At 62.0% G+C, this 11,887-nt stretch carries 9 protein-coding genes and 1 other RNA gene; 4 read left to right on the top strand and 6 right to left on the bottom strand.

Annotated features, from left to right (window positions below):
* Positions 1 to 20 precede the first annotated feature (20 nt).
* Positions 21 to 1,664, bottom strand: coding sequence for a chloride channel protein (locus ACX3M4_RS27940; RefSeq protein WP_459356196.1), 1,644 nt, complete (start codon positions 1,662 to 1,664; stop codon positions 21 to 23).
* Between the two features lie 136 nt (positions 1,665 to 1,800).
* A complete protein-coding gene (locus ACX3M4_RS27945; RefSeq protein WP_459359513.1) occupies positions 1,801 to 2,253 on the bottom strand; it encodes a thioesterase family protein in 453 nt (150 codons plus the stop codon).
* 167 nt (positions 2,254 to 2,420) lie between these two features.
* Between ACX3M4_RS27945 and ACX3M4_RS27950 the strand changes: the two genes are divergently transcribed.
* Together ACX3M4_RS27950 and ACX3M4_RS27955 are read left to right on the top strand one after the other, a co-directional pair.
* Entirely contained in the window at positions 2,421 to 3,845 is a 1,425-nt protein-coding gene (locus tag ACX3M4_RS27950) for an FAD-binding oxidoreductase (protein ID WP_459356197.1), read from the top strand.
* Between the two features lie 181 nt (positions 3,846 to 4,026).
* On the top strand, positions 4,027 to 7,839 hold the full coding sequence (locus ACX3M4_RS27955; RefSeq protein WP_459356198.1) for an AsmA family protein: 3,813 nt from the start codon (positions 4,027 to 4,029) through the stop codon (positions 7,837 to 7,839).
* Between the two features lie 170 nt (positions 7,840 to 8,009).
* Here the strand turns inward: ACX3M4_RS27955 and ACX3M4_RS27960 are convergent, their stop codons facing one another.
* From ACX3M4_RS27960 to ssrA, 4 genes are all read right to left on the bottom strand, one after another.
* Positions 8,010 to 8,225 carry a ribbon-helix-helix domain-containing protein gene (locus tag ACX3M4_RS27960; protein WP_459356199.1) on the bottom strand — a complete coding sequence of 72 codons (216 nt, stop codon included), beginning with the start codon at positions 8,223 to 8,225 and terminating at the stop codon, positions 8,010 to 8,012.
* Positions 8,226 to 8,231: 6 nt separating this feature from the next.
* Positions 8,232 to 8,438: a DUF4169 family protein gene (locus ACX3M4_RS27965; RefSeq protein WP_459356200.1), complete on the bottom strand. Its 207-nt coding sequence runs from the start codon at positions 8,436 to 8,438 to the stop codon at positions 8,232 to 8,234.
* 17 nt (positions 8,439 to 8,455) lie between these two features.
* Complete coding sequence (locus tag ACX3M4_RS27970) at positions 8,456 to 9,028, bottom strand: SspB family protein (protein ID WP_459356201.1); 573 nt, start codon at positions 9,026 to 9,028, stop codon at positions 8,456 to 8,458.
* Positions 9,029 to 9,203: 175 nt separating this feature from the next.
* Positions 9,204 to 9,573, bottom strand: a transfer-messenger RNA (tmRNA) gene (gene ssrA / locus ACX3M4_RS27975).
* 155 nt (positions 9,574 to 9,728) lie between these two features.
* Between ssrA and ACX3M4_RS27980 the strand changes: the two genes are divergently transcribed.
* On the top strand, positions 9,729 to 10,523 hold the full coding sequence (locus ACX3M4_RS27980) for a thymidylate synthase (RefSeq protein WP_459356202.1): 795 nt from the start codon (positions 9,729 to 9,731) through the stop codon (positions 10,521 to 10,523).
* A 219-nt stretch (positions 10,524 to 10,742) separates the two neighbouring features.
* A protein-coding gene (locus ACX3M4_RS27985) for an IS630 family transposase (protein ID WP_459359420.1) occupies positions 10,743 to 11,869 on the top strand; the annotation gives its coding sequence in 2 pieces (ribosomal slippage) (positions 10,743 to 11,172 and positions 11,172 to 11,869; 1,128 coding nt in all).
* Positions 11,870 to 11,887: the final 18 nt, after the last annotated feature.

The following is an 11,887-nucleotide window of genomic DNA, read 5'->3' on the forward strand; positions in this document are numbered from 1 at the left end:
GGCCTCCAGGGTCCTGCACCCTAGTTGTGCTCTTCCTTCGTCGCCTTGATCAGGGCGGCGTTGAAATAACGCAGGCCCCGAACGTGGCGGGCAATGCCGATGATTTTGCTGGCGTCGCCGCGCGCAACGACGGGCAAGGCGGCCTTGCCGCAGGAATCGAAGCTCTTCAGTGCACTTTCCAGCGAATCCGTGTCGTGGAGATAAGGCCCGTCCTCGCCGGGGTTGAAGGCCCGTTCTTCTTCTGCCTCCGGCGGCGGGTCCATGAAATCGCGCACCTTGACCGTTTCGCTCAGGAACTGGTGCACACCCTCGTTGACGAAGCATCCGCGCATGCCGAGCTGCCAGTGGAAATAGGACTTGCCGTGAACGGCCTGTGTCAGGCCCGTGGCGATGGAGACAGCCAGAAGAAGTGCTATCGACAGCGCATAGCCGCCTGTGAGCTCGAATACGATCACCGTGGTGGAGAACGGCGCTCCGAGCACTGCGGCAGCTACCGCGCCCATGCCGAGAATGGCGTAGAGGCCATGGCTTGAGGCCATTTCGGGAAAGACCGAGGCGGCAATCAGGCCGAACGCCCCTCCGGTCATGGCGCCAAGATAGAGCGATGGCGAGAAAATGCCGCCACCGAAGCGCGAGGCCAGGGTGATTGCCGTTGCCGCGGTCTTGACCACCAGCAATGTCAACAGCGTGGTAATGGGCAGCGAGTGTTTCAGGGCCAGATCGGTTGCCTCATAGCCGACGCCCAGGATACCTGGAAAGAACACACCGAGAGCGCCGACGGCGAGGCCGCCGATGACCGGCCGCAGCCAGAGCGGCATGGTGATGTTGCGTGCTGTCCAGTCGGTGCCGATCAGGGCGAACTGGAAAATGATCGCAACGGCGGCACATGTCAGCCCCAGGAGGGCAAAGGCAGGGATTTCCAGATAGGAGGTGATTTCGTATTGCGGGATCTCGAAGGCGGCAACATCGCCGAACCACAGCCGGGACAACAACGTTCCCATCACCGAAGCCAGCACGATCGGCACGAAGGCCGAAACGGCGTAGTGGCCGAGGATAACCTCATGAGCAAAAAGCACACCGGCAATGGGGGCATTGAACGAGGCGGAAACGCCACTGGCAACCGCGCCAGCTAGAAGAATGCGCCTTCCCGCATCAGGCAGCCTGAAATAGTTGCAGACCGCGGTGCCGAGCGTCGCCCCCAGATGGACCACGGGGCCTTCACGGCCCGCGCTGGCACCGCTGCCGAGCGAGATGGTCGTCACGAGGGCGGACCATAGACCGGCCTTGAGCGGCAGGCCGCGGCCACCATGGGCACGCGCCTCGATAACGTCGGCGACACCGCCAGCCCGCTGCTGCGGGTGAAATCTTTGCAGGATCCAGCCCACAATAAGTCCGCCGGCTGCCGGTGCCAGGAGGATGACCCACCAGGGCTGCTCCGTAGCGGCTTGCCAGGTCCGCTCGGTAACGGTCTGCAGCCATGGCCATTGAAAGAGACCAATCGCGGTACGGAAGGCGATGGCCGCCAGGGCAACGAGGGCACCGACCAAAAGGGAGAGCACCCAGATCAGCGGCAGCCGGCTCGACCTGAACTGGCGAAGGTTAGGTGTTATCCAACTGACAAGGATTTCGGGAAGCTGAGCGGCTGTTTCCAGGATTTTGCGCATCAGAACGGGCGGCCGGGAGCAAGAATTCAAAGATATTCATCATTGTGCCCGAGTCGGAGCGAATGAACAGGGCTGCAGCGCCTCGTGAGCGCCTATTCACGACCTTTTGCTTCCGCGAGCGTGAAAACAGTGGAATTCAGCTTTTCCTGCGGATGCCGATCTGCCTTCCGGCGCGTGCCGGCCGGGGAAGGCCGGAATGCGCCTTCTGCAGCGCGGAGAGGTTGGCGAAGATATCCTCCGGCCAGGGCGCGACCTTGCGGCTGTTCATATCGACATGCAGGCTCAGCTGTTCGGAGGTCGCCGACAGCCAGCCCTCCTCCGCATGGCGCAGTTCCTGGTAGAAATGGGCACGCTTGGCGTCAAGATCGACAAGCTGCAAGGTGACGGTTACCTTCATGCCTGCACCGAGTTCCCGCAGGTAGCAGACATGCGCCTCGGCGGTGAAGAACGACCCGCCGCGGGTTTCGACATAGTCTGGTCCAAGTCCCAGGCGTTCAAAAACCTGATCCACCGCCTTGTCGAAGAGCACGTTGTAATAGGCCATGTTGAGGTGGCCGTTATAGTCGATCCATTCATCCAGGACCGTCATCACTTCGCTTACGACAGGCTCCGTCTTCCAGGTCACCTACTTCTCCCCGTTTAAACTTGCCGGCGGCCAGGCGCGTAAACCCGTTTAGGCTTTGACCTTTCGGGCGCGGGCTAACATATTCGGTTTTCGACATCGCAGCCAAGGCTGCGGATCTTGGAGGAATTGGAATGGCGGAATTGGCAAGCGAGCCCGGCGAGGCGCAAGCCCTTGAGAGAACTGGTGAGATCGCCGCCGCCGTGGAACAGCTGAAAGCCCTGTTCAAGGATCGCTGCTCCACCTCGCTGGCTCTGCGCGAACAGCATGGCCACACCACCACCTGGCTGAAGAACCAGCCGCCCGATGCGGTGGTTTTCGCTGAAACGACGGAGGAGGTGGCTGAGGTGGTGCGTATCTGTGCTGCCTTGAAAGTGCCGATCATTCCTTTCGGCACGGGCTCCTCGCTGGAAGGTCATGTGAATGCACCTTTCGGCGGCGTCTCCATCGATTTGTCCCGCATGAACAAGGTTCTGGAGGTGAATGCCCAGGATCTCGACTGCCGGGTCGAGGCAGGCGTCACCCGCAAGCAGCTCAACAGTTTTATCCGTGACACCGGGCTGTTCTTTCCGATCGATCCGGGGGCCGATGCCAGCATCGGTGGCATGGCGGCCACCCGGGCCTCCGGCACCAATGCCGTGCGCTACGGCACCATGAAGGATGCGGTTCTGGGGCTCACGGTCGTGACCCCGGACGGGCGCATCATCCACACGGGCGGGCGGGCACGGAAATCCTCCGCCGGCTATGACCTAACGCGGCTTTATGTCGGCTCTGAAGGAACGCTCGGGATCATCACCGAGCTCACCTTGAAGCTTTTCGGTCAGCCGGAAGCGATTTCCGGTGGCGTTTGCCCCTTCCCGGACGTGGAATCGGCTTGCAACGCCGTGATCATGACCATCCAGATGGGACTTCCGGTTGCCCGCATCGAGCTGCTCGACGCGGTGCAGGTACGGGCCTGCAATGCCTATTCCAAGCTTGAGCTTGCCGAAACGCCGACGCTCTTCCTGGAGTTCCACGGGTCCGAGGCAAGTGTCCATGAGCAGTCGGAGACCTTTTCGTCGATTGCCGAGGAATTCGGCGGCGGACCCTTTACCTGGGCAACTGCAGCGGAACAGCGGACAAAGCTCTGGGCTGCGCGGCACGATGCTTACTGGGCGGGCAAGGGCCTGAAGCCCGACTCCAGCATCATGGCGACCGATGTTTGCGTGCCGATCTCGCGCCTTGCCGAATGTGTCGTGGCAACCGCCAGCGATCTCGAGGCGGAAGGGTTCCTGGCGCCGATCGTCGGTCATGTCGGCGATGGCAATTTCCATGTGCAGGTTCTCGTCAATGTGGACGACCCGGATGAAAAACGCCGGACGGAAGCCTTTGTGGAGCGGCTGGCGATCAGGGCCATCGGCATGGGCGGTACCTGCACCGGCGAGCACGGCGTCGGCCAGGGCAAACAGAAGTTTCTCGCTCGCGAACACGGCGAGGCGCTAGAGGTGATGCGGGCGCTCAAGCAGGCGCTCGATCCGGACAATATTATGAATCCGGGCAAGATCCTGCCGCAGTCATGATATTGTATCGAATCAGGTCAATAAGCTCGACCTGTCCTGCCGGACCGCGTTTTGCAAAAGGGCGGCAGGCGGCGCCGGAGCTGTGTTTTGGGCACAGCGGTGTTCGGCGACACCACTCCGGCACGGTTTCCGGTGACTTTGGAGAACAAGGAGACAGAGCCTGAACTCCGTCTACATCACTTTGGGAATAACCGTCATTCTGGTGCTGGTCGCAGCGCTGGTGGGGCCGTTTTTTATCGACTGGACGGTTTACCGCTCCACTTTCGAAAGCTATGCGGAACGGGCGCTCGGTCACAAGGTCACCGTGCTTGGCGAGGCCGATCTGCGGCTTCTTCCCGCGCCGTCGATCAGTTTTTCCGATGTCCGGGTGGGCGAAGCCGAAGACCCGTTGCTCGTGGTGTCGCGCTTCGACATGCGCGTCGAACTGCCGCCACTGCTGAAGGGCGAGATCCGGGTCCTCGACATGGAGCTGGACCGGCCGCATCTTTCCCTGTCGCTTGACGAGGATGGCCGTCTCGACTGGCTGACCGCCAATACCTCCTCAGGTGCCATTGCCAAGCTGGCGGCGGAAGATCTCACATTCGAAAACGTTACCATCCGCGATGGAGCTCTCTCCATCGTCGACGCCAGATCCGGAGAGATCCACAGGATCGACAACGGCAACTTCTCCGTTTCGGCTCGCTCGCTCGCCGGCCCGTTCAAGGCTGCGGGCAGCCTGACGATCGACAACGCGCCCTATTCGGTGAACATAGCCACCGGTCGCGCCCAGGAGGAAGCAGGACTGCGGATCAAGGGGGAGGTGACGCCGACGAACCGGCCGGTCAACTTCACCTTCGACGGCATGCTGAAGGAAGCCGACGCGGCACCTGCCTTCGAAGGCAGCTTCAACATCGCTTCAGTCGCACTGGAGGAAAACGATCCCAATCTCTGGCAGGCCGAAGGCGCTTTTTCGGCGGATATCGCCGAGGTCGCAGTGCCGGAGTTCGAGTTCCGCTATGGACCGGAAGACCGGCGCCTCAGCATGACCGGCAACGCGGATCTGGTTTATGCGGGCGACAAGCGCTTCGAGATCAGGGCGAAGGCGAAGCAGGTCGACCTCGACCGTCTGCTTGGCGGCGGTCCTCAGGCGCCTGTCGATATCAACGCGGCAGGCTCCCAGTTGATCGCGGCCCTGCGCGCAGTGCCGCTGCCAGCCATAGATGGTGCCATTTCCATGGACGTGCCGGCACTGGTTGCCGGTGGCGGCGTGATCCAGAATGTCCGTCTGGACCTTGAAACCATGCTCGGCGGCTGGCGTGTCGCCCGCCTGGCCGGCCGCATGCCGGGGCGTACAACTGTCGCGACCCAGGGGGATCTCGGGCTCGTTCCGTCGCTGACCTATCGCGGTGCCGTCTCCATCAGTTCCGACCAGCCCGGAGCGCTTCTTTCCTGGTGGCAGAACAAGGACACCGGGGCCAGCACCATCGATCCGGTGGCGCTGGAAGGACGGTTGAACCTGTTGCCGGAAGGGGCCGCGCTCGACAACCTGCGGCTGACCCTTGCCGGATCGGAAGCGCGGGGCGGGCTCGCCTACCGCAAGCCGCACAGCGGCAATCCGGTGTTTTCGCTCAGTCTCGACGCCGACCGGCTCGACCTCGACCAGGTGGAAGGTCTCGCTGCGCTGATCCGCCCCGAACCGGGAACTGCCGGGGATGCCGAAGATCCGGCGGGCCTCGACGTTTCCGTGCGTATGCGTGCCAAGCAGGTCGTCGCCAAGGGCGTTGAAGGTGAAGGCCTTGCCTTCGAAGCCGAATATTCAGACGGTGGTGTGCGCATCGACCGGCTGTTTGCCGAAGACCTCGCCGGGGCGCGGCTCGATGTCTCCGGCGAGATCAGGAGCCTTTTCGCCGCGCCGGAAGGGGCCGTCTCCGGCACGCTCGACGCACGCGATCTTTCCGGGCTCGTTGCACTTGCAGGCAGCCTTTTCCCGGACACTGCCTTTGCCGAGCGGCTGGAACGGGCAGCGGCCAGCCTGGTGCCGGCGAAATTCGATGCGGAGCTGAAGGCCGCCGCGGCGGGCGATGCCACCGACATGACCCTCAGCCTCAAGGGCTCGGCAGGTGGTGTCGATACGTCGCTTGATGCCGATCTGAAGGGCCGGGTCGACCAGTGGCAGGAGGCAGATATCGACCTTGCGCTTGCCTTGCAGGGACCGGACGGCGGCAAGCTCTTGAAGCAACTCGGGCTCGACGTCATTCCGCTGGAGGCCGCCGGAAGCGGTCGCCTGTCGCTGGCTGCCGCCGGCGTTCCCGCGGAAGGGCTCGCAATCGATGCCGAGACAAGTGTTGGCGCATCACGGCTGATGGTAAAGGGTACGCTCACGCTCAAGCAGGGCGAAGAGGCGGACTATAAGGGCATCGTCACCGCGAAAACGGACGATCTGGCGCCGCTGGCGCTGATGGGCGGGCGTGTTCTGCCGGTCATGAGCGGAAGGATACCGGCCGACCTCACCGTCGAAATCGAGGGGGTCGGTACGGCGCTTGCCGTTCCGAAGGCGTCCGGCACAATCGGCACGACCGGCTTCGAAGGCCGGCTTGAGGGCGACCTGGAACCGGCGCCGGGGGAACGCACGCGGCGCTTTTCCGGCGAACTCTCCGTCACTGACGCGGATCTGCGCAACCTGACGGAACTTGTCCTGGGTCCCGACCAGTGGTTCTCCGCCGGCGACGGCTCCAGCATCTGGCCAGTCGCCCCCTTCGGCTCGCCGCTTCTGGAAGGTGTTGACCTGACACTCCAGTTCCAGGCTGACCGGATGCTGCTGGACGAGGAAACGGCGATTGCCAATCCGCGTGCCGAGTTGCGCCTGTCACCTGCACTATTGCGCCTGGACGGGCTCAGCGGCGCCTTTGCAGGCGGTGCGCTGACCGGCAGCCTGTCGATCAAGAGGACCGAGGCGGAAGCCGCGCTCTCCGGCCGGATCAAGCTCGACAAGGCTGATCTGCGTCAGCTTGCCTGGCGGCCGGACGAGCGCGCGGTCGCTTCCGGAACGCTGGACCTTTTTCTCGAGTTCGAAGGCGCCGGGCGGTCGATTTCAGCCATTGTCGCCGGTCTCAACGGGGGCGGCACCTTCTCGATGCGGGAAGGTGATTTCCGCAGCCTCAATCCGCAGGCCTTCCCGCTGGTGACACGGGCAGTGGACGCGGGGTTGGATCTTCAGGACGACAAGATCCGCGATGTTTTCGTCAGTCACATGGCTGCGGGCAGCTTGCCGTTCGAGCGGGTTGACGGAACCCTGACCCTGGTCGGCGGCCGTCTCAGCGCGCGCAACGTGGTGGTCGATTCCGAAAAGGCGGAGATTTTCGGCTCCGCCGAGGTCAATCTCGGCAGCTACGCTCTGGACGCGGATTTCTCGCTGAAGGTGGATCCGGGCGAGGATGCGGTAACGGGCGCCGAACCGCAGGTCGGGCTGCTCTTCGAAGGTCCGGTCGATGCGCCTGTCCGGCGCGTCGATATCGCGCCGTTTACGGCGTATCTCACTCTGCGTGCCTTCGAGCAGGAGGTCGAGCGGGTGGAGAAGCTGCAGTCCGAGATCATGGAGCGGGACCGCCTGATCCGCGAAATGAAGGTTCAGCGGGAGGCTGAAGCCCGCCGCGTGCGCCTTGCCGCGGAAGCTGCCCGGGCCGCCGAGGAAGAGCGGCTTCAGCTTGAACAGGAGCAGCCCGGCGGAGAAGCACCGGCAGAGCCGCAGCAGGAAAGCGCCGTCAAACCGCCGGAAGCCAAAAAGCCGCCGCAGCGCGAGACGCGCGCTGCTCCAGCCGAACCTGCGGCCGCGCCTTTTTCCGAACGCATCCGTGCGGTTCTTGGCTCGCCGGAGACAACCGCCTCGACGCCGTCGAACTCCGTCCCGGCTGCAAAGCCCGGCAGCGACCTGCCTCCGCTCGATCCGCCGATTTCGATCGAGGATCTTCTGACCCGGGATGTCGGCTCACCGCTGGTTCTGCCGGGTGCGCAGTAGGCCAATCTTCCTCCAAGACCTCATCCTGAGGAGGGACGTAAGTCCCGTCTCGAAGGATGGGCCGCTTGCGCTGGAGTGTTCGGCCCATCCTTCGAGACAGCGCTCACGCGCTTCCTCAGGATGAGGTTGAGATTGAGGGAAGTGCAGAAGGCAAGGTCAAAAACGCCGAGCTAACCCGCTGCCTGTACCCGCCTCAACACCCACACACGCACCGCAGAGGACAGCGGGTCATCCGGATCGCGGTTGTCGTCGATCTCGGCAATCAGGCCGGCGAGGGAGCGGTTCTTGGCTTCTGCGTGGGCATCCACCACTTCCCAGAAATCAGGCTCCAGCGCCAGGCTGGTGCGGTGGCCGTGGAGGGAGAGGGAGCGTTTGAGGAGGGCCATGACGGGTCAGCTTTCGCTGCCGTCAGGTGTCCCGGAATTGTTCAGAAGGTGCCCGTCGACATGGGCTTCCAGGCTCTCGCGGCGCTTGCGGGCGGCATCGCGTTCGGCTTTGGTCCGGCCGTATTTGCGCCGGTTGTCTTCGGCGGCCTTGTCCTTGTCCTGGCGTTTTTTGTCCTTGCGCGCTATGCGCAGATTGATGATCTCCGCGCTCATGGAAGTCTCCGGAAAAATCAGGTTTTCTTGCGGAATGCGTCCAGGGAAACGACTTCGCCGCCGCCGTCGCCCTGAGGCACCGGCGCCGCCGGTTTGGCCTTGGCATCCGCGGATGCGGCTTCCTTGCCGCCGGCTTCGTCGTCGTTCTTTGCTTCGCTCTCGGCGTGCTCCTGCTCGGCGCGGGCAAGCTCCTCGACCGCTTCCAGAAGCTCCTCGGGCAGCTCTTCCGCCGTCTTGCCCGGATCGAATTCCAGCGCGAACTGGACCGACGGGTCGAAGAAACCCTTGATGGCGGAGAAGGGCACCAGCAGCTTTTCCGGCACGCCGCCGAAGGAGAGCCCTACCTCGAAGGCGTGCTCGCCGATGGCCAGATCCCAGAACTGGTGTTGCAGGACGATGGTCATTTCCTGCGGATAGCGTTCCTTCAGGCGCTGGGAAATGCGCACGCCGGGAGCGTTTGTGTCGAAGGCGATGTAGAAATGATGGTCCCCGGGCAGCCCGGTGCGTCCGACTTCGGCAAGGATCTTCTTGACCGCGCCACGCAGCGCGTCCTGGATCAGAATGTCGTATCGCAGAAGGTCTTCAGACATCAGTTTTCGTCGAATCTCGCTGGAAATATCCACTATCAGGAGCACATTGACGGGCCGGGATCAAAAAGAAAAGGGCCTTTTCCGAGTGATACCAGATTAATGTGCCGCTGCCGGCGGAGTTTGCCCCTGCTGCTACCAGAGCTATGTAGGTCTTGGAATTTGCAAGGGAAGATCAAGTGGAGGCTTCTGTTGCCAGGTGCCTCCGGACCCCGCCTGACGGTGCTACCCGCCGGGACTTAGTGGACTACCGGCGCAGCATTACGCTGCGACAGCGTTGTCCATAGCATAGTTGTCGTTTGCAACTATTAAGAAAGCCCGATAACGGTGGTACAATGCCGAGCAAAAGCACAGTCTTTACGCCCTCGTCGATCCTGTTTCGCCCCCGCCGAAACCCATGAGGTTTCCAGCTGTTAGCCTCATGGACTTGGGTGGAGGCGCCGGGTACCGCCCCCGGGTCCGATAGGTTTATTGCACTGACCATTTATTGCCATAGCTGGTTGCCCAGCACGCCTGATATAAGGTCTCCGGCGGTGAAAGGGAAGGGGCTTTAGGAACTCGGGATGGTTTGCCGGCTTGTCTGCCGCGCGGTCTTCCACAGTCTTCCCAAGTTGGGGAAAGTTCATGTCAGGGGCTGCGTTTTCGCGAAAATCTGCGAAGTTAAGCGCAAGCTCCGAAACCGACCGACGTCAAAGGCCCTGCCGTGCAGCAGTATCTCGATCTCCTGGCGAAAATCCTCAAGGAAGGCACCGACCGGGGCGACCGCACCGGCACCGGCACACGCTCGATCTTCGGCCACCAGATGCGCTTCGACCTCTCTGAAGGCTTTCCGTGTGTCACGACCAAGAAGCTGCATCTGAAGTCCATCATCCACGAGCTGCTCTGGTTCCTCGCCGGCGACACCAATATCCGCTACCTCAAGGAAAACGGGGTGAAGATCTGGGACGACTGGGCGGATGAAAACGGCGACCTCGGTCCGGTCTACGGCTACCAGTGGCGCTCCTGGCCGGCACCCGACGGGCGCTCGATCGACCAGATCACCAAGCTGCTCGAAATGATCCGCACCAATCCGGAAAGCCGACGGCTGATCGTCTCGGCCTGGAACCCGGCGCTGGTCGACGAGATGGCGCTGCCGCCCTGTCACTCGCTTTTCCAGTTCTATGTCGCGGACGGCAAGCTCTCCTGCCAGCTCTATCAGCGCTCGGCCGATGTGTTCCTCGGCGTTCCCTTCAACATCGCCTCCTACGCGCTGCTGACGATGATGGTGGCGCAGGTCACAGGGCTTGAAGCGGGTGACTTCGTCCACACCTTCGGCGACGCGCATCTCTATGCCAACCATTTCGACCAGGCCCGCGAACAGCTCGCGCGGTCGCCGCGCCCACTGCCCGAAATGAAGATCAATCCGGACGTGACCGATCTCTTCGCCTTCAAATTCGAGGATTTCGAGCTGACGGGTTACGATCCGCTCCCGCATATCGCGGCGCCGATCGCGGTGTGAGGTCGTTGGTCAGTTGAGGTGAATACCAAATATTGGTAATGTTGCGCTTGGAGACAGCCATGGCACGCAACACGTCCTTGCAAAAAGCGATGCAAGACATTTCCAGTTAAGCGCGACACGCTCTAGTCCATTGCATCATTCAATTTGATTAGTTGCTGTTTGCTGTGTGTTCTGATTCCCTTTTCCGGTTCGAGCACCGGGAGACATGTTTTGGCAAACATCAAATATGTGGTTGAGCTCACGTTGGATGAGCGCGAGGCGCTGCTTTCGAAGATCAGGAAGGAGACACTGTCGGCGCGTGCCAATTCCAAGGCTCGCATCCTTTTGAAAGCCGACAGGGGACCGCACGGCGAAGGCTGGACGGATCGCGCAATCTGTCAAAGTCTGGAGACATCGCCGTCTACGGTCGCCCGCGTGCGCGAGGCCTTCGTGATGGAAGGGCTGGATGCGGTGTTTGCCCGCAAGCAGCGCACCCATCCGGCCATCCAGCGCATTTTCGACGGCGAGGCGGAGGCGAAGCTGATCGCGCTGGCCTGTTCGCAGCCGCCGGAAGGTCATGCGCGCTGGACCATCCGGCTCCTGGCCGAAAAGGTGGTCGAGATGAACATCGTCGAGGCTGTCCACTTCAACACCGTCGGGCGCGCGCTTAAAAAAACGAACTTAAACCTCATCGAAGCCGCTACTGGGTAATCCCGCCTAAACAGAACGCGGCCTTCGTCGCCAACATGGAGAACGTGCTGGCGATTTATCAGCGCCCTCGTGACCCGAAGCGGCCATTGGTCTGTCTGGATGAAGCGGCCAGGCAGCTGGTCAGCGCGACGCGCTTGCCGATCTCCATGACGCCGGGACACATTGCCCGGCACGACTATGAGTACAAGCGCGCAGGAACGGCCAATCTGTTCATGGCCTTTGCACCGCTCGAAGGGGTTCGATACGTCAAGGTCACGAGCCATCGCGGCAAGTCGGATTACGCGCACTTCCTCGCAGAACTCGCCGACATCCATTTTGCCGACGCCGAAAAGATCGTGCTGGTTCAGGACAATCTGAACACTCACAGCCCGGCTTCACTCTATGCCACCTTCGAACCGGTGAAGGCCAGACGCCTCGCCGAAAAGTTCGAATGGAACCATACGCCCAAACACGGATCCTGGCTCAACATGGCCGAAGCGGAACTATCGGTCCTGTCGCGACAGTGTCTGAAAGAACGTATCGCCAGTCAGGAAGACCTGGCGCGCGACGTCAACGCATGGGTCGACGCACGCAACACAAAACAATGCATTGCCGAATGGCAATTCAATAACCAGGACGCGCGCGTCAAACTCAAAAAACTATACCCGTCAGTCTGATTGATTCAGAGGACTAGG

This window comes from Roseibium sp. M-1 (assembly GCF_054515675.1).

Bases quoted from the DNA above. Each gene is read 5' to 3' on its own strand.
- ACX3M4_RS27940 (WP_459356196.1), bottom strand. From the start codon at position 1,664: ATGCGCAAAATCCTGGAAACAGCCGCTCAGCTTCCCGAAATCCTTGTC.
- ACX3M4_RS27945 (WP_459359513.1), bottom strand. From the start codon at position 2,253: ATGACGGTCCTGGATGAATGGATCGACTATAACGGCCACCTCAACATG.
- ACX3M4_RS27950 (WP_459356197.1), top strand. From the start codon at position 2,421: ATGGCGGAATTGGCAAGCGAGCCCGGCGAGGCGCAAGCCCTTGAGAGA.
- ACX3M4_RS27960 (WP_459356199.1), bottom strand. From the start codon at position 8,225: ATGGCCCTCCTCAAACGCTCCCTCTCCCTCCACGGCCACCGCACCAGC.
- ACX3M4_RS27965 (WP_459356200.1), bottom strand. From the start codon at position 8,438: ATGAGCGCGGAGATCATCAATCTGCGCATAGCGCGCAAGGACAAAAAA.
- ACX3M4_RS27970 (WP_459356201.1), bottom strand. From the start codon at position 9,028: ATGTCTGAAGACCTTCTGCGATACGACATTCTGATCCAGGACGCGCTG.